The sequence below is a fragment of the uncultured Aliiroseovarius sp. genome, assembly GCF_947497285.1.
Taxonomy (GTDB): Bacteria; Pseudomonadota; Alphaproteobacteria; order Rhodobacterales; family Rhodobacteraceae; genus Aliiroseovarius.
The window spans coordinates 108330-125149 of record NZ_CANMFT010000004.1 but is presented as its reverse complement, the minus strand read 5'-3'; the positions used below and the strand labels follow the sequence as shown (position 1 = coordinate 125149).

The 16820-nt window shown below is 59.1% G+C and carries 16 protein-coding genes; 8 read left to right on the top strand and 8 right to left on the bottom strand.

Features of this window, described 5'->3' with window-relative positions; translation table 11 throughout:
* From sdhA to Q0864_RS08375, 8 genes are all read right to left on the bottom strand, one after another.
* Complete coding sequence (sdhA, locus tag Q0864_RS08410; protein ID WP_298567943.1) at nt 1-1806, bottom strand: succinate dehydrogenase flavoprotein subunit; 1806 nt, start codon at nt 1804-1806, stop codon at nt 1-3.
* 18 nt (nt 1807-1824) lie between these two features.
* Nucleotides 1825-2196: a succinate dehydrogenase, hydrophobic membrane anchor protein gene (gene sdhD, locus Q0864_RS08405; RefSeq protein ID WP_298567940.1), complete on the bottom strand. Its 372-nt coding sequence runs from the start codon at nt 2194-2196 to the stop codon at nt 1825-1827.
* Nucleotides 2197-2206: 10 nt separating this feature from the next.
* The gene (gene sdhC / locus Q0864_RS08400; protein WP_298567935.1) at nt 2207-2590 is read right to left on the bottom strand and encodes a succinate dehydrogenase, cytochrome b556 subunit; all 384 of its coding nucleotides are present in this window, start codon (nt 2588-2590) and stop codon (nt 2207-2209) included.
* A 258-nt stretch (nt 2591-2848) separates the two neighbouring features.
* Nucleotides 2849-3883, bottom strand: coding sequence for a MaoC family dehydratase (locus Q0864_RS08395; protein WP_298567934.1), 1035 nt, complete (start codon nt 3881-3883; stop codon nt 2849-2851).
* Complete coding sequence (locus tag Q0864_RS08390; protein WP_298567931.1) at nt 3883-4086, bottom strand: DUF1737 domain-containing protein; 204 nt, start codon at nt 4084-4086, stop codon at nt 3883-3885. The genes Q0864_RS08395 and Q0864_RS08390 overlap by 1 nt, the downstream gene beginning before the upstream one ends.
* Before the next feature lie 2 nt (nt 4087-4088).
* Nucleotides 4089-4637 carry an NnrU family protein gene (locus Q0864_RS08385; RefSeq protein ID WP_298567928.1) on the bottom strand — a complete coding sequence of 183 codons (549 nt, stop codon included), beginning with the start codon at nt 4635-4637 and terminating at the stop codon, nt 4089-4091.
* A 14-nt stretch (nt 4638-4651) separates the two neighbouring features.
* The gene (locus tag Q0864_RS08380; protein WP_298567926.1) at nt 4652-5500 is read right to left on the bottom strand and encodes a CoA ester lyase; all 849 of its coding nucleotides are present in this window, start codon (nt 5498-5500) and stop codon (nt 4652-4654) included.
* Nucleotides 5501-5605: 105 nt separating this feature from the next.
* Nucleotides 5606-6364 (bottom strand): sulfite exporter TauE/SafE family protein, encoded by a 759-nt coding sequence (locus tag Q0864_RS08375; RefSeq protein ID WP_248369617.1) that lies wholly within the window; start codon nt 6362-6364, stop codon nt 5606-5608.
* Nucleotides 6365-6522: 158 nt separating this feature from the next.
* Here Q0864_RS08375 and mdh point away from each other — a divergent pair, with 158 nt between their 5' ends.
* The 8 genes from mdh (at nt 6523) to lpdA (ending at nt 16789) form a co-directional block, all read left to right on the top strand.
* Entirely contained in the window at nt 6523-7485 is a 963-nt protein-coding gene (gene mdh, locus Q0864_RS08370) for a malate dehydrogenase (RefSeq protein WP_298567919.1), read from the top strand.
* Nucleotides 7486-7739: 254 nt separating this feature from the next.
* Nucleotides 7740-8933, top strand: coding sequence for an ADP-forming succinate--CoA ligase subunit beta (gene sucC, locus Q0864_RS08365; RefSeq protein WP_298567916.1), 1194 nt, complete (start codon nt 7740-7742; stop codon nt 8931-8933).
* Between the two features lie 4 nt (nt 8934-8937).
* Nucleotides 8938-9822, top strand: coding sequence for a succinate--CoA ligase subunit alpha (gene sucD / locus Q0864_RS08360; RefSeq protein ID WP_298567913.1), 885 nt, complete (start codon nt 8938-8940; stop codon nt 9820-9822).
* Between the two features lie 61 nt (nt 9823-9883).
* Nucleotides 9884-12862: a 2-oxoglutarate dehydrogenase E1 component gene (locus Q0864_RS08355; RefSeq protein WP_298567910.1), complete on the top strand. Its 2979-nt coding sequence runs from the start codon at nt 9884-9886 to the stop codon at nt 12860-12862.
* A gap of 3 nt (nt 12863-12865) precedes the next feature.
* On the top strand, nt 12866-14365 hold the full coding sequence (odhB, locus tag Q0864_RS08350; protein ID WP_298567907.1) for a 2-oxoglutarate dehydrogenase complex dihydrolipoyllysine-residue succinyltransferase: 1500 nt from the start codon (nt 12866-12868) through the stop codon (nt 14363-14365).
* A gap of 16 nt (nt 14366-14381) precedes the next feature.
* The gene (locus Q0864_RS08345) at nt 14382-14930 is read left to right on the top strand and encodes a hypothetical protein (RefSeq protein WP_298567904.1); all 549 of its coding nucleotides are present in this window, start codon (nt 14382-14384) and stop codon (nt 14928-14930) included.
* Nucleotides 14927-15316 (top strand): MAPEG family protein, encoded by a 390-nt coding sequence (locus Q0864_RS08340; protein ID WP_298567900.1) that lies wholly within the window; start codon nt 14927-14929, stop codon nt 15314-15316. Before Q0864_RS08345 ends, Q0864_RS08340 begins: the two co-directional genes overlap by 4 nt.
* Before the next feature lie 87 nt (nt 15317-15403).
* Nucleotides 15404-16789: a dihydrolipoyl dehydrogenase gene (lpdA, locus tag Q0864_RS08335; protein WP_298567898.1), complete on the top strand. Its 1386-nt coding sequence runs from the start codon at nt 15404-15406 to the stop codon at nt 16787-16789.
* The last annotated feature ends 31 nt before the right edge of the window (nt 16790-16820 follow it).

Genomic DNA, 16820 nt, shown 5'->3' with positions numbered 1-16820 from the left:
TTAGAACGTCCGCGCTTTGGGCGCGATTTTCTTGAGGCTGATGCCACCCTCGGTTTCGGTGGTCAGCGGATCGGTGATCACGGGGCGATAGGTCAGATCGACCTTGTTGCCATCCACGCGGCTGACGGTGTGGACACGCCACTTCTTGTCGTCGCGTTTCGGGAAATCCTCGTGGGCGTGTGCCCCGCGGCTTTCTTCACGCGCTTCGGCCCCGTGGATGGTGGCCAGAGCGTTCGGCATAAGGTTCGCCAGCTCCATCGTCTCCATCAGGTCCGAGTTCCAGACAAGCGAGCGGTCGGTGACGGCCAGATCGTCCATCTTGGCGGCAACCTTGGTCATTTTTTCGACGCCTTCCTTCAGCGTCTTGGCGGTGCGGAAGACAGCAGCGTCTGCCTGCATGGTCTTCTGCATTTCAAGACGCAACTCGGCGGTGGGAACGGTGCCCTTGGCGTTGCGCAGCCCGTCAAAGCGATCGAAAGCTTTGTCGACGGACGGTTGGTTCAGCACCGGGTTCGCGCTTTCTGCATCGACAATCTTGCCGGCGCGGATCGCGGCGGCACGGCCGAAGACCACCAGGTCGATCAGCGAATTCGACCCGAGGCGGTTGGCCCCATGCACAGACGCACAGCCCGCTTCACCGACGGCCATCAGGCCGGGCACAACAGCGGTCGGATCTTTGGCAGTCGGGTTCAGCACTTCACCCCAATAGTTGGTCGGAATGCCGCCCATGTTGTAGTGAACCGTCGGCAGAACCGGGATCGGTTCCTTGTTCACGTCAACGCCTGCGAAGATCTTGGCGCTTTCCGAAATACCGGGCAGGCGTTCGGCCAGTGCCTCGGCCGGCAGGTGATCAAGGTGCAGATAGATGTGGTCTTTTTCGTCGCCCACGCCGCGCCCTTCGCGGATTTCCATGGTCATCGAGCGGGAGACATAATCGCGTGGCGCAAGGTCTTTATACTGGGGCGCATAACGCTCCATAAACCGTTCACCTTCGGAGTTGACCAGATAGCCGCCTTCGCCGCGCGCCCCTTCGGTGATCAGACAGCCTGAACCGTAGATCCCGGTTGGGTGGAACTGGACGAACTCCATGTCTTGCAGGGCCAGACCCGCGCGCGCCACCATGCCGCCACCGTCGCCGGTGCAGGTGTGGGCCGAGGTGGCCGAGAAAAAGGCGCGTCCATAACCGCCGGTGGCCAGAACGACCATCTTGGCGTTGAAGACGTGCATCGTGCCGTCGTCGAGCTTCCAGCACACAACGCCCTGACATTCGCCGTCGTCGGACATAATCAGGTCGATGGCGAAATACTCGACATAGAATTCTGCGTTGTTCTTTAGCGATTGACCGTAGAGCGTGTGCAGAATGGCGTGGCCGGTCCGGTCCGCGGCGGCACAAGTCCGCTGCACGGGCGGGCCGTCACCGAATTCGGTGGTGTGGCCGCCGAACGGACGCTGGTAAATCTTGCCTTCCTCGGTGCGAGAGAAGGGGACGCCGTAATGTTCCAGCTCGTAAACCGCCTTGGGTGCTTCGCGGGCAAGGTATTCCATCGCATCCGTGTCGCCCAGCCAGTCCGAGCCTTTGACGGTGTCATACATGTGCCACTGCCAGTTGTCCGGGCCCATGTTGGACAGGGACGCGGCGATGCCGCCTTGTGCGGCCACGGTGTGGGAGCGGGTCGGGAAGACTTTGGTCACGCAGGCGGTGCGCAGACCTTGTTCCGCCATGCCAAGCGTGGCCCGCAGACCTGCGCCACCGGCGCCGACCACGACCACGTCATATTCGTGTGTTTCGTATTCGTAAGCTGCCATTTGGGTTGCTCTCCGGTCTTAAAAGGCGATGCGGGCAAGGCCATAAAGGCCAATTGCCAGAACGGTGTAGGAAAGGGCGGTGCAGCAGACCACCAAGGCCTTCTTGGTGACACCGCGGGAATAATCCTCGATCACCACCTGAACGCCGTGGCGAAAGTGAACCATTGCCGTGACCAGCGTCATGGCTGCGATGATGGCTGGGAAGGGATGCTGGTAATAAGCGATCGCTTCTTCATAGGGCATGCCAAGCGCGTGGCCGAAAGTCAGGGCAAACAGCGGCATCAGCAGCAACAGCCCGACGGCAGAAATTGCCTGACCCCAGAAATGCTCTGTACCGGAATGAGCAGCCCCTTTGCCCACGGCGCGTTTGCGGTCGGTGAGATAATGCATGGCCGCCTCCTTACACGATTATGGCGACGATGATCGCCAAAATGACAGAACCGAAGATGACGCCAAGGCCCATCTTTTCGGCGGTTTCGACGTCAAGGCCAATGCCGACATCCCAGATCAGGTGACGCAAGCCCGACAGCGCGTGGTAGCACAGGGCCCACAGCGCGAGGAACATGATGACGTCACCAATGAACGAGGTCATCAATCCGTTCACCAGATCATAGTAGCCAGGGCCCATGGCGGCCGCGAAGAACCACCAAACGACCAAGATAGCAGCGCCCAAAAGCGCGACACCCGTGATGCGGGCAAAGATCGATGTGATGGAGGTCAGTTGCGGACGGTAAATCTGCAGATGCGGGGAAAGAGGACGGTTGCCTCTGTTCACGTCGGCCATGGTGGCCTCCTTCTGTCTGTTGCGACTGTTGTGACAGCAATAGCGTCTTTTACCGCGCAGAGTCACGTAAGAACCAGCGGGAAAAATGGTGAAATTGCGCTAACAAAGGGGAAAACAGGCGCTTGTGATCACAAATTTTCTAGATGTGATCACATTTTTCCAATGCTTAACCCTGACTGAAAAAATCAGGTTCTGCACACAACCGCATGCAGATATCCGGCGCGTGGTTGCTTCCGCCTTGGTTATGAAGCCGATGCATTATTTGGGCATCAATGCCCAATAATCGAGATCCAGCATCACTTCGGGAAGGTATTTCCCGTCCTCGCCCTTCAAGGCAAACTCAGGCGCGCCATGTTTGACGGCGACCAAGCGCAAGCGCACAGCCCCCACGCCCGGCGCGTCAGTGTCGGCCTTGTCCAGCACCTCGGACCATGCGCGGATCGTGTCGCCTGCAAAGCAGGGGTTCGCGTGCGCGCCGCCGTTTAGCCCAACGATCATCTGTGCGTTCGCCAGCCCGTTGAAGGACAACGCCCGCGCCATCGAAATCACATGCCCACCATAGATCAAGCGCTGCCCATCGGGACGGAAGGTTGCGTCGAAATGAACCTTGGCGGTGTTCTGCCACAAGCGCGTGGCGATCATGTGTTCGGCTTCCTCAACGGTAACGCCATCAACGTGGTCGATTTTCTCACCCACTTCATAGTCGCCCCAGCGGTGCGTCTCTCCGGCCAAGGAGAAATCATAGTCCTCGAAAGACAGCCCCTCAGGGATCACCAGATCGCTGGCGTTCAATGTGCCTTTCAGGTCGGGGATGACAGTTTCTGGTGCGGGCGCGTCCAAATCGTTCTTGCGCACCATCACCCAGCGCACATATTCCAACACCGGCTCGCCCACTTGGTTCACACCACGCGTGCGCACCCAGACCACGCCCGATTTCCCGTTGGAGTTCTGTTTCAGCCCGATCACCTCGGACGAGGATCGCAGCGTGTCACCGGGATAGACCGGTTTCAGCCAGCGACCTTCGGCATATCCAAGATTTGCCACTGCGTTCAGTGAAATATCGGGAACGGTTTTGCCAAACACCACGTGGAACGCGATCAGGTCGTCAATCGGTGACCCTTCCAACCCGCAAGCGCCTGCGAATTCGTCTGACGAATACAGTGCGTGGCGGGCAGGATACAGTGCGTGATACAGCGCGCGTTCGCCTTCGGCCACGGTGCGCGGCACGGCGTGGTGGATCACGTCGCCCAGCTTATAGTCCTCAAAGAAGCGGCCCGGATTGGTTTTCGCCATCAGTGGTCTCCGAGTTTTGTGTCGGGGGAGTAGTCGCCCGGCACGACCTTCACCACCGCTTGCGCGCAACGCATTAATCCGGTGGAGGCGTCGTGGGCATAGGCGGGATCGCCATGCAATTCCCAGCCTTTGTTCAAGGCTGCGGTCACTTTGTGGCAAAACGCCGAGGTGTCGTCTTCTGTCAGCAGGCGATAGAGTTTCATGTCTACCCTCCGAATACCGACGGCCCGATCAACCCGTGGATCAGCCCGATGATCAGGGTCAGCACAAGCGCCGCCCCAAGAAACATGCCGTCTTTGGCAATTGTGCCTTTCGGGTTCGGCGTCCAGTTCGGCTCGGCGCGGTTGATCACGATCACCTCGGCTACCGCCCAAATCGTCAGCCCGCCAAACAGCACAATCGAGGCCAGATCAGGGTTCACAACGATATGCGCGACGGACCAGATGATGAAGCCGGTCAGCATCGGGTGGCGCATCTTGTAAAACAGCGCGCCTTTCGAGGGGCCGGGGCTCATGAAGTAGATCGCGAACAGGATCGCCAGATTGTTGATGTGTTTCAGGAATGACGGATAGGTCAGCAGATCATAGCTTTCGACGCTGCGATACCCGATCACCATCAGGACGATGCTGGCGACGAGGATCAGCGCCGACGTCCCTTTTGCCTTGTCGCCCATCGCGGCGTGGCGCGCGGGCAGGGCGCGTTTCCAGAAATGCCCAGCATACCAAAGTGCTAAACCGATGATCAGGATGGTCATGTGCGTTCTCCGCCTTATTTTGCCATGTCGGCAATGGCCTTTGCTTTGGCCAGAATGCCCTTTGCCGTCACAACATGCAGGTTTTCGACAATTTTACCATCCACAACCGCGACGCCTTGGCCCGACGCCTCGGCGTCCTCAAACGCGGCGATCTGGCGCTGGGCGAGGTCGATCTCATCTTCGGACGGGGCGAAGGCGGTGTTGGCGATGTCCAGTTGCGCCGGGTGGATCAGAGTTTTGCCGTCCATGCCCATGTCGCGCCCTTGAGCGCATTCGGCGCGCAGTCCCTCATCGTCCTTAAAGGCATTATAGACGCCGTCGATGATCACCAGGCCGTGGGCCTTGGCGGCCAACAAGCACAGATGCAACCCGCCCATCATCGGTAGGCGGTCCGCGCGGAAACGGGTGTTGAGTTCCTTGGCAAGGTCATTGGTGCCCAAAACGAAGCCCTTAAGGCGCGGGTGGGCGGCGATCTCGGCGGCGTTCAACATGCCCAACGGTGTTTCCATCATCGCCCACAGGTCCACATCGGGGATCAGAGCGGCCAACTCGTCCAGTTGCGAGGCATTGTCCACCTTGGGCATCAGGATCGCGTCAATATCGGCACCAACAAAGGCGGCCACATCATCCTTGCCCCATTTGGTATCAAACCCGTTGATACGGACGATCTTGGCGCGGTTGCCATAGCCACCCTTGCCCAGTTCCGCCTTCAGGATCGCGCGGGCGTCGACCTTGGCGTCGGGTGCTACGGCATCTTCAAGGTCGAAGATAATCGCATCGGCGGGCAGCGTGCGGGCTTTCTCCAACGCACGCTCTTTCGAGCCGGGGATATAAAGGACGGAACGATAGGGACGAGTGGACATGATTCTGGGCCTCCGCAATATTGTTGCGCAAGGGACCACATTTGCGCACCAATCCGCAAGGCCAGATTTGCCGCATTGCAGAAAATCTTGGAAGGCGGGGCCGGATCAGGTCAGCCCTTCCCATATCAGCTTCGTGCCAGTGAGGATCAGGAACAGATAAGTGAAGGCGAAAAAGCCACGTTCGGACAGGCGGTGGTGCATATGCACACCGATCCAGACGCCGATGATTGCAAATGGAATCAGAAACAGATCGGCCTTGGCGGTCTGCCATGTGAATATCCCGAGTGCAAAATAGGGAATGAATTTCAGAAGGTTGATCGCCCAGAAACTGATCACCGTCGTGGACTGAAAGGTGGTCTTGTCAAGGCGTCGCGACAGCAGAAACACGGCTGCGGGCGGGCCACCTGCATGGCTGATAAAACTGGTGAAGCCTGCGATCAAGCCCCAGAACCCACCCATACCGGCAGACATTGGGTTCGGCGCGGGTTTGATCCAACCGCGTGACTTTGCGGCCTGAAACGCGACAAACCCGACCGCAATCAGCCCGATCAACAGACGAAAGATGTCGGGATTGGCGATGGAATACAAAAGCGCCCCAATCGCGACGCCGGGAACCGCGCCCAGCACCAGAGCCTTGGCCGACGGCGTATCCCATTTGCGCCAATAGGGTTTCAGCGCGGTCACATCCATCAGCATCAGAAGCGGCAACATCAACCCGATGGCCGCCCCCGGCTCCAGAATCAGCGCAAGCAGCGGGGTCGCTGCAAATGCCGCCCCTGACCCGAAGCCCCCCTTGGAAATACCTGCAAAGATCACCGCAGGGATCGCAAAGGCAAAGAATGTAAGGTCAAGTGCCTCGGGCATGGGATGCGCCTCAAACCGCTGGAAAACGTGTGTTTTAGCGCTATCGCGAACGGGGTTCTGAGGCAAGGACTGCGTCACGCCGCGCTGCAGCGCTCTTGCGCGAACGCCATATTCGGACTACGCATGCGCCCGAAAACAACTGATCGGAGATCACACTCATGGCCAGACCTAAGATAGCGCTTATCGGTAGCGGTATGATCGGTGGCACCCTCGCTCACCTTGCTGCACTGAAAGAAATGGGCGACGTCGTCCTCTTTGATATTGCCGATGGCATCCCGCAGGGCAAGGCGCTGGATATCGCCGAAAGCGGCCCCGTCGAAGGGTTCGACGCATCGCTGTCGGGCACCACAAGCTACGAAGGTATCGCGGGCGCAGATGTTTGCATCGTGACTGCCGGTGTGCCCCGCAAACCGGGCATGAGCCGTGATGACCTGCTGGGCATCAACCTGAAGGTCATGAAGTCGGTCGGCGAAGGCATCCGCGACCACGCCCCGGACGCGTTCGTGATCTGCATCACCAACCCGCTGGACGCCATGGTTTGGGCGCTGCGCGAATTCTCAGGCCTGCCGCATCAGAAAGTCGTCGGCATGGCTGGCGTTCTGGACTCGGCACGCTTCCGTCACTTCCTGTCGGTCGAGTTTGAGGTGTCGATGCGCGACGTCACAGCCTTCGTTCTGGGCGGCCACGGCGACACCATGGTGCCGCTGGCCCGCTATTCGACCGTTGGTGGCATTCCGCTGCCGGACTTGGTGGACATGGGTTGGACCAGCCAGGAAAAACTGGATGCCATCATTCAGCGCACCCGTGACGGCGGCGCCGAAATCGTTGGCCTGCTGAAAACCGGCTCGGCATACTACGCCCCGGCCGCTTCGGCGATTGAGATGGCTCAGGCTTACCTGAATGATCAAAGACGCGTTCTGCCCTGTGCCGCATATGTTGACGGTGCTTACGGTCTGGAGGGTTTCTATGTTGGTGTGCCGACAGTCATCGGTGCCAACGGGATCGAGAAGGTTATCGACATCAAGTTGAGCAAGGACGAGCAAGCCATGTTCGACAAATCGGTCGACGCGGTGAAGGGCCTTGTGTCTGCCTGTAAAGAGATCGACCCCTCGCTGGCTTGATCTCGCAATGCATTTTCCGGAAAGGGCGTCCTGTTGGGCGCCCTTTCTTTTTGGTAGGATTCCTAAACGAATTCACGATTCTTAGATGTTTCAAGCCAAGGAATTAGAATTTGTGATCACACTTTTTCGGCTGTGATCACAAAAAACGGAAAGTTAGCGCAAAACAGCGCCTTTCCCCAAAAAGTGTTTCTTATCACTGCTTCACCTGTGCATGGTGTCTCCGACCAAATGGACCAACTGGATAGGATGACTTCATGAACATTCATGAATACCAGGCGAAAGCCCTTCTGAAATCCTACGGAGCCCCCGTTTCCGACGGACGCCCCGTATTGAGAGCAGAAGAAGCCAAGACCGCCGCAGGTGAACTCGACGGCCCCCTTTGGGTGGTCAAAGCGCAAATCCACGCAGGTGGCCGCGGCAAAGGCACTTTCAAGGAAGCTGGCGCTGGCGAAAAGGGCGGTGTGCGCCTGACCAAATCGGTGCAGGAAGCTGCTGAAGAAGCCAAGAAGATGCTGGGCCGCACCCTTGTGACCCACCAGACCGGCCCGGCCGGCAAGCAAGTCAACCGCATCTATATCGAGGCCGGTTCCGGCATTGAGCGTGAGCTTTACCTCGCTCTGCTGGTTGACCGCCAAACATCGCGCATTTCGTTCGTCTGCTCAACCGAAGGCGGCATGGACATTGAAGAGGTGGCCGCCGCGACCCCCGAAAAAATCCTGAGCTTCTCGGTTGATCCCGCAACGGGTTATCAAGGCTTCCACGGCCGCCGCATCGCGTTCTCGCTGGGACTGGAAGGCGCGCAGATCAAGCAATGCGTGAAACTGATGGGCCAGCTCTACCAAGCCTTCACCGAGAAGGACATGGAGATGCTGGAGATCAACCCGCTGATCGTGTCCGACAGCGGTGATCTGAAAGTGCTGGATGCGAAAGTCAGCTTTGACGGCAACGCGCTCTACCGCCACGCCGATATCGCCGAACTGCGCGACACCACCGAAGAAGACCCCAAAGAGTTGGAAGCGTCGAAATACGACCTGAACTATATCGCTCTGGACGGTGAAATCGGCTGCATGGTGAACGGTGCCGGTCTGGCAATGGCCACGATGGACATCATCAAGCTTTACGGCGCTGAACCTGCCAACTTCCTTGACGTTGGTGGCGGCGCGACCAAAGAGAAAGTCACTGAGGCGTTCAAGATCATCACCTCGGACCCGCAGGTCAAAGGCATCTTGGTCAACATTTTCGGCGGCATCATGCGCTGTGACGTCATCGCCGAAGGCGTGGTCGCCGCGGTGAAAGAGGTCGGCCTGCAAGTTCCGCTGGTTGTGCGCCTTGAAGGCACCAACGTGGATGAGGGCAAAGCCATCATCAACGGTTCCGGCTTGAACGTCATCGCGGCAGACAACCTGTCGGACGGCGCAGAGAAAATCGTGAAAGCGGTGAAAGGTTAAGACAATGGCAGTCCTTATCGACGAAAATACCAAGGTAATCTGTCAGGGCTTTACCGGCTCGCAGGGCACCTTTCACTCGGAACAGGCCATTGCGTATGGCACCAAGATGGTCGGCGGTGTGACGCCGGGCAAAGGTGGGCAGACGCATCTGGATCTTCCGGTCTTTAACTCGGTACACGAGGCAAAGCACGTCACTGAAGCCAACGCTTCCGTGATCTACGTGCCGCCGCCCTTCGCAGCGGACTCGATCCTTGAAGCGATCGACGCGCAGATGGAACTGATCGTCTGTATCACCGAAGGCATTCCCGTGCTGGACATGATGCGCGTTCAGCGTGCGCTGGACGGCTCGAAAAGCCGCCTCATTGGCCCGAACTGCCCCGGTGTCATCACGCCCGACGCTTGTAAAATCGGCATCATGCCCGGCCATATCCACAAGCGTGGCTCGGTCGGTGTTGTGTCGCGCTCCGGCACTTTGACCTATGAGGCTGTGAAGCAGACCTCGGATATCGGTCTGGGCCAGTCGACCGCTGTCGGCATCGGGGGCGACCCCATCAAAGGCACCGAGCATATCGACGTTTTGGACATGTTCCTGGACGACGACGAGACGCAGTCGATCATCATGATCGGTGAAATCGGTGGCTCGGCTGAAGAAGAAGCGGCTGAATTTCTGGCCGAACAGAAGAAGAAAGGCCGCTGGAAGCCGGTTGCTGGCTTCATCGCGGGCCGCACGGCGCCTCCGGGTCGTCGGATGGGCCACGCTGGTGCCATCGTTGCTGGTGGTAAAGGCGGTGCCGAAGATAAGATCGAAGCTATGCGTGCCGCTGGTATCGTGGTTGCCGATAGCCCCGCCACACTGGGCGAGGCCGTGCTGGAAGCGATCGGCAAATAAGTAAAGCACTTCGCGCGCCCCATTTCCCGGGGCGCGCGTTTACCAATTTTCAGGTGACCCCATGACGGATCAGAGCCCGAACGACCTTTTCCATGCCTCAAGCTTCATGCAAGGCCACAATGCTGAGTATCTAGAACAGCTTTACGCCCAATATGCGCGCGACCCCAATGCGGTCGATGCTGCGTGGCAAGCGTTTTTTACCGAGCTTGGCGATGACGGCGGTGATGTAACCGCCGAAGCGGCTGGGCCGTCATGGTCGCGTAGTGACTGGCCGCCGATGCCGACCGGCGATCGGGTGCACGGGTTGGATGGCCAGTGGCCCGAAGAACCGGTGGCCGAAGCCAAATCTGCGGGCAAAAAGATCGAAGCGAAGGCGGCCGAGAAGGGTGTTCAGCTGTCGGACGATCAGATCAAACGCGCCGTGCTGGACAGCATTCGCGCCCTGATGATCATCCGGGCTTACCGGATCCGGGGCCATCTGGCCGCCAATCTTGACCCGCTGGGCATGCGAGAGGACAGCGATCACCCCGAGCTTGATCCAGCCTCCTACGGGTTCACAGAAGCTGATATGGATCGCCCGATCTTCATCGACAATGTGCTGGGGCTTGAAGTCGCCTCGATGCGGCACATCTTGGCGATTGTGAAAAGCACATATTGCGGCACGTTTGCACTGCAATACATGCATATCTCGGACCCCGTTCAGTCGGCATGGCTGAAAGAGCGGATCGAAGGGTTTGACCGCGAGATCAAGTTCACTCGCGAGGGCCGCAAAGCGATCCTGAACAAGCTGGTCGAGGCCGAAGGGTTCGAGAAATTCCTGCATGTCAAATACATGGGCACTAAGCGGTTTGGTCTGGACGGTGGCGAGGCGCTGATCCCCGCAATGGAACAGATCATCAAGCGCGGCGGGCAGCTTGGCCTGAAAGACATCGTGATGGGCATGCCCCACCGCGGGCGTCTGTCTGTGCTGGCCAATGTGCTGCAAAAGCCTTATCGCGCCATCTTCAACGAATTTCAGGGTGGCAGCTTCAAACCGGAAGAGGTCGACGGCTCGGGCGATGTGAAATACCACCTTGGCGCCAGTTCGGACCGCGAGTTTGACGGCAATATCGTGCACCTGAGCTTGACCGCCAACCCATCCCACCTTGAGGCCGTGAACCCCGTTGTTCTGGGGAAAGTGCGCGCCAAGCAAGAGCAGATGAATGACAAGGACCGCGATCAGGTTCTGCCGATCCTGCTTCACGGTGATGCGGCGTTTGCCGGTCAGGGTGTCGTGGCCGAAGGCTTTGGTCTTTCCGGTCTGGTCGGGCACAAAACCGGCGGCACCATGCATATCGTGGTCAACAACCAGATCGGCTTTACCACCGCGCCGCATTTCTCGCGTTCGTCGCCTTACCCGACGGATATCGCATTGATGGTGGAAGCGCCGATCTTCCATGTGAACGGCGATGATCCCGAAGCTGTGGTGCACGCCGCGCGTGTCGCGACCGAGTTCCGTCAGAAATTCCACAAGGACGTGGTTCTGGACATCTTCTGCTATCGCCGGTTTGGTCACAACGAAGGCGACGAGCCGATGTTCACCAACCCGCTGATGTATAAGCGGATCAAAAAGCACCCGACGACGCTTCAGATCTATACGGATCGTCTGGTGAAGGACGGATTGATTCCGGCGGGCGAGATCGAAGATATGAAAGCCGCTTTTCAGGCCAAGATGAACGAAGAGTTCGAGGCTGGGAAAGACTACAAACCCAACAAGGCCGATTGGTTGGACGGGCGCTGGTCGCATCTGGACAAGGAAAGCGACGAATATCAGCGAGGCAAGACCGAGATTTCGTCAGAAACTCTGGCTGAGGTCGGGAAAGCCCTGACCACGGCGCCCGAGGGTTTCCCACTGCACAAAACCGTGGGTCGCCTTCTGGACGCCAAGAAAGAGATGTTCGAAACCGGGTCCGGGTTCGACTGGGCAACCGGCGAGGCCATCGCGTTCGGCTCGCTTGTGACCGAAGGGTTCCCGGTGCGCCTGTCAGGGCAGGACGCCACACGCGGCACGTTCAGCCAGCGTCACTCCGGCCTGATCAACCAGGACACGGAAGAGCGTTACTATCCGCTCAACAACATCCGCGAAGGCCAGGCACGTTACGAAGTCATCGACTCGATGCTGTCGGAATACGCGGTGCTGGGGTTCGAATATGGCTATTCGCTGGCCGAACCCAACGCGCTGGTCATGTGGGAGGCGCAGTTTGGCGACTTCGCCAACGGCGCGCAGATCATGTTTGACCAGTTCATCAGCTCGGGCGAAAGCAAATGGCTGCGCATGTCCGGTCTGACCGTCCTTCTGCCGCATGGCTTCGAAGGGCAGGGGCCGGAACACAGCTCGGCCCGTCTGGAACGTTTCCTGCAAATGTGCGGGGGCGATAACTGGATCGTGGCCAACTGCACCACGCCCGCCAACTATTTCCACATCCTGCGCCGCCAGCTTCATCGCGGCTATCGCAAACCGCTGATCCTGATGACGCCGAAATCGCTTTTGCGTCACAAGCTGGCGGTGTCGGACGCGAAAGACTTCACCGAAGGCTCCAGCTTCCACCGCGTGCTGTGGGACGATGGCGACCGCGACAACGGCACGGGCCGGTCCGAGGCCAAGCTGGTCACGGACAAGAAGATCAAGCGCGTCGTGATGTGTTCGGGCAAGGTCTATTACGACCTGCTGGAAGAACGCGACCGCCGCGGGATCACAGACGTCTATCTGCTGCGGCTTGAGCAGTTCTATCCCTTCCCCGCTATGTCGCTGGTGAAGGAACTGGAACGCTTCAAAGGGGCCGAAATCGTCTGGTGTCAGGAAGAGCCCAAGAACCAGGGCGCCTGGACCTTCGTTGAACCGAATATCGAATGGGTGCTGACCCGGATCGGGGCCAAGCATACGCGCCCCGACTATGTGGGGCGCCCTGCTGCGGCGTCGCCCGCAACCGGTCTGGCCTCAACGCACAAAGCACAACAAGAGGCGCTCGTGGACGCGGCGCTGAACATGGAAGGGAAATAAGCCATGAGCATTGAAGTAAGGGTCCCCACACTGGGTGAAAGCGTCACCGAAGCCACCGTCGCCACTTGGTTCAAGAAGCCGGGCGATGCGGTCGCGGTCGATGAAATGCTCTGCGAGCTTGAAACCGATAAAGTGACCGTCGAAGTGCCATCGCCTGCCGCTGGCACGATGGGCGAAATTGTCGCTGCCGAAGGGGAAACCGTAGGCGTTGACGCGCTTCTGGCAACCATCGGTGAAGGCGAAGGGGCCGCCCCCGCGCCTGCTGCGAAGCCGAAGGCCGAAGCGGCCCCCGCTGCATCAGGTGGCGAAGGTCAGGCCGTAGACGTGATGGTCCCCAGCCTTGGCGAAAGCGTGACCGAGGCCACTGTGTCCAGCTGGTTCAAGCAAGTCGGCGACACCGTCGCGCAAGATGAAATGCTGTGCGAACTTGAAACCGACAAGGTTTCGGTCGAAGTGCCTGCACCTGCCGCAGGTGTGCTGACCGAGATCCTCGCCGCCGAAGGGACCACGGTTGATGCCTCGGCCAAGCTTGCTGTTCTGTCGTCGGGCGCTGGTGCCGCCGCCGCACCCGCCGCCAGCGCACCCGCTGCCGCGTCTTCGGCTGCGACCGCTGGCAAGGATGTCGAAGACGCGCCCTCGGCCAAGAAAGCCATGGCAGAAGCCGGTTTGAAGCCGGGCGACGTGCAAGGCACGGGCCGCGATGGTCGCGTGATGAAGCATGACGTTGCTGCCGCCGTGGCCGCACCGAAAGCTGCCCCTGCGCCCGCTGCCGCGCCCGCTGCACCGCGCGCTGCTGGGGACCCGGCCCGCGAAGAACGTGTGAAGATGACGCGCCTGCGCCAAACCATCGCGCGCCGTCTGAAAGACAGCCAGAACACCGCCGCCATGCTGACCACCTATAACGAGGTCGACATGACCGAGGTGATGGCGCTGCGCAACGAATACAAAGCCGAGTTTGAGAAAAAACACGGCGTGCGTCTGGGCTTCATGTCGTTCTTCACCAAAGCTTGCTGTCACGCGCTGAAAGAAGTGCCGGAAGTGAACGCCGAGATTGACGGCACCGACATCGTTTACAAAAACTACGTGAACATGGGCGTCGCCGCGGGCACCCCTACGGGTCTTGTGGTGCCGGTGATCAACGATGCGGACGCAATGTCTTTCGCCACCATCGAAAAAGCGATTGCTGAAAAGGGTCGTCGCGCCCGTGACGGCAAGCTCTCGATGGACGAAATGCAGGGCGGCACCTTCACCATCTCGAACGGTGGTGTCTATGGCTCGCTCATGTCCTCGCCGATCCTGAACCCGCCGCAATCGGGTATCCTTGGCATGCACAAAATCCAGGACCGCCCGATGGCGATCAACGGCGAGGTCGTGATCCGCCCGATGATGTATCTGGCGCTGTCCTATGACCACCGGATCGTGGACGGCAAAGGCGCCGTGACCTTCCTTGTGCGCGTGAAAGAAGCGCTTGAGGATCCGCGCCGGTTGTTGATGGATTTGTAAGTAAGGAGCCGACAAGGTGCTGAACATCCCCGGCTCTGTCCCTAGAACAGCGATCCTGATGGGCTTCGGAAGTGGCCCATTGGGCATGCTGGTCTACGTGGACGAAGACGGCGGAACGGGCGTTACGAGCAGTTATACGACTCTTTTGTCCGACGCCCCCATAAGTGGGTTTTATTACTTTGCGTTCAGCCTTGTAATCACTGTTTTTATTGGGGAATGCTTAGTTCAGTTCGGGCGGTGGTCTTTCTGGAAAATGCTGCGCAAATCGCAGAACGACATTCGCAAGTCGGTGAACAGATTGGTGTTCAGCGACAACAAAGAGCAGGCTGGAAGGCTGCTCTCGCTGGATTTGCGACTTGATATCACCTGCGGCATTCTTGGATCTGCAATCGTAATGCAAACAGCATTCTTGATTTGGGGGATCTTTAACCCGGTCGAAGCCGTCAACGGCGTCTTTACGATAATTCTGGTGTTCTTGATCGCTGCACTTGCGTTCTTGGTCGGACGCACTGTGCTGTCCGATATTACTCAGTCGCTTAGCGACGAAGCAGAATCCGTATCATGACCCCCGAACTCACCATCCTCGCCCTCGCAGGCCTGTTGCAAGTGGTCCAGTTCTGCATCTACTCCGTGCTGGGGCAGATGCAGGTGGGGTCGAAATACGCGGCCTCGCCCCGTGACAAGCCGCGGGAGCTGACGGGCAAGGCGGGGCGTGCGCAGCGGGCGATGAACAACCATTTCGAAGGGTTGATCCTGTTCACCGCCGCCGTGGTTGTGGTCTCGCTATCGGGTCAGTCCACGGCGACGACCGCAACATGCGCCTATGTCTATCTGGGCGCGCGGCTTTTGTATCTTCCCGCATACCTGTTTGGCTGGTCGCCTTGGCGTTCGCTGATCTGGTTCGTGGGTTTCATCGCGACGACCGTGATGTTGATCTCGGCGCTCATATGAATATCACTAGGCAAGAATGCTCCGGGGTGAGCGGGACGATGGCGGACATGCGCCGCGCCCAGACCCCAAATGAAAGGAACGAGACACATGGCAGACTATGACGTAATCATCATCGGCGGTGGCCCGGGCGGCTATGTCTGCGCGATCCGGTGCGCTCAACTTGGCCTGAAAACCGCCTGTGTCGAAGGGCGCGAGACGCTGGGCGGCACCTGTCTGAACGTCGGCTGCATCCCGTCCAAGGCGCTGCTTCACGCCTCCCACAGCCTGCACGAGGCCGAGCACAACTTCGCCAAGATGGGCCTGAAGGGGAAATCCCCCTCGGTCGATTGGAAGCAGATGCTGGCCTATAAGGATGACGTCATCGGTCAGAACACCAAGGGCATCGAGTTCCTGTTCAAGAAAAACAAGGTCGACTGGATCAAGGGCTGGGCGTCGATCCCCGCCGCCGGTCAGGTCAAGGTGGGTGACGACGTCCACAACGCGAAGAACATCGTGATTGCCTCCGGGTCCGAGCCGTCGACCCTGCCGGGCGTCGAGGTGGACGAGAAGGTCGTCGTGACCTCCACTGGGGCGCTTGAGTTGCCGAAGGTTCCAAAGAAAATGGTTGTGATCGGCGCAGGTGTGATCGGGCTGGAAATGGGGTCGGTCTATGCACGTCTGGGCGCCGAGGTGACGGTCGTTGAATTCCTTGACGCGATCACGCCGGGGATGGACAGCGACCTTGCCAAGACCTTCCAGCGCGCGCTGAAAAAGCAGGGGCTGAGCTTTATCATGGGTGCGGCTGTTCAGAATGTGGATGCCAAGAAAACCAAGGCGACCGTGAACTACAAGCTGCACAAGGATGACAGCGAACACGCGATTGACGCGGATGTGGTGCTGGTTGCCACCGGACGCCGTCCGTATGTCGAAGGTTTGGGATTGGACGCGCTGGGCGTGAAAATGACCGAACGGGGTCAGATCGCGACCGACCATTGGAAAACCTCGGTACCGGGCGTCTGGGCCATTGGCGACGTCATCGAAGGCCCGATGCTGGCCCACAAGGCCGAAGATGAAGGCATGGCCGCCGCAGAAGCCATCGCAGGTCAGGCCGGTCACGTGAATTACGATGTTATTCCGGGGGTGGTCTATACCGCGCCGGAAGTTGCCTCTGTCGGCAAGACCGAAGAAGAGCTGAAGAAAGAAGGCCGCGCCTATAAGGTCGGCAAGTTCAGCTTCATGGGCAATGGTCGTGCGAAAGCCGTGTTCCAAGGCGAGGGTTTCGTGAAAATCTTGGCCGATAAAGACACCGACCGCGTTCTGGGTGTCCACATCATGGGCCCCGCAGCGGGCGAATTGATCCACGAGGCTTGCGTGCTGATGGAATTCGGCGGCTCGGCCGAGGATCTGGCCCGCACCTGCCACGCCCACCCGACCTTCTCGGAAGCAGTGCGCGAAGCGGCGCTGGCCTGCGGCGATGGCGCGATCCACGCCTAAGGCCGCGATACGGACGGTGGACTTTAAGGCA

Coding starts and splice junctions, on each gene's coding strand:
- sdhA (WP_298567943.1), bottom strand. CDS start 1,806: ATGGCAGCTTACGAATACGAAACACACGAATATGACGTGGTCGTGGTC.
- sdhD (WP_298567940.1), bottom strand. CDS start 2,196: ATGCATTATCTCACCGACCGCAAACGCGCCGTGGGCAAAGGGGCTGCT.
- sdhC (WP_298567935.1), bottom strand. CDS start 2,590: ATGGCCGACGTGAACAGAGGCAACCGTCCTCTTTCCCCGCATCTGCAG.
- Q0864_RS08395 (WP_298567934.1), bottom strand. CDS start 3,883: ATGGCGAAAACCAATCCGGGCCGCTTCTTTGAGGACTATAAGCTGGGC.
- Q0864_RS08390 (WP_298567931.1), bottom strand. CDS start 4,086: ATGAAACTCTATCGCCTGCTGACAGAAGACGACACCTCGGCGTTTTGC.
- Q0864_RS08385 (WP_298567928.1), bottom strand. CDS start 4,637: ATGACCATCCTGATCATCGGTTTAGCACTTTGGTATGCTGGGCATTTC.
- Q0864_RS08380 (WP_298567926.1), bottom strand. CDS start 5,500: ATGTCCACTCGTCCCTATCGTTCCGTCCTTTATATCCCCGGCTCGAAA.
- Q0864_RS08375 (WP_248369617.1), bottom strand. CDS start 6,364: ATGCCCGAGGCACTTGACCTTACATTCTTTGCCTTTGCGATCCCTGCG.
- mdh (WP_298567919.1), top strand. CDS start 6,523: ATGGCCAGACCTAAGATAGCGCTTATCGGTAGCGGTATGATCGGTGGC.
- sucC (WP_298567916.1), top strand. CDS start 7,740: ATGAACATTCATGAATACCAGGCGAAAGCCCTTCTGAAATCCTACGGA.
- sucD (WP_298567913.1), top strand. CDS start 8,938: ATGGCAGTCCTTATCGACGAAAATACCAAGGTAATCTGTCAGGGCTTT.
- Q0864_RS08355 (WP_298567910.1), top strand. CDS start 9,884: ATGACGGATCAGAGCCCGAACGACCTTTTCCATGCCTCAAGCTTCATG.
- odhB (WP_298567907.1), top strand. CDS start 12,866: ATGAGCATTGAAGTAAGGGTCCCCACACTGGGTGAAAGCGTCACCGAA.
- Q0864_RS08340 (WP_298567900.1), top strand. CDS start 14,927: ATGACCCCCGAACTCACCATCCTCGCCCTCGCAGGCCTGTTGCAAGTG.
- lpdA (WP_298567898.1), top strand. CDS start 15,404: ATGGCAGACTATGACGTAATCATCATCGGCGGTGGCCCGGGCGGCTAT.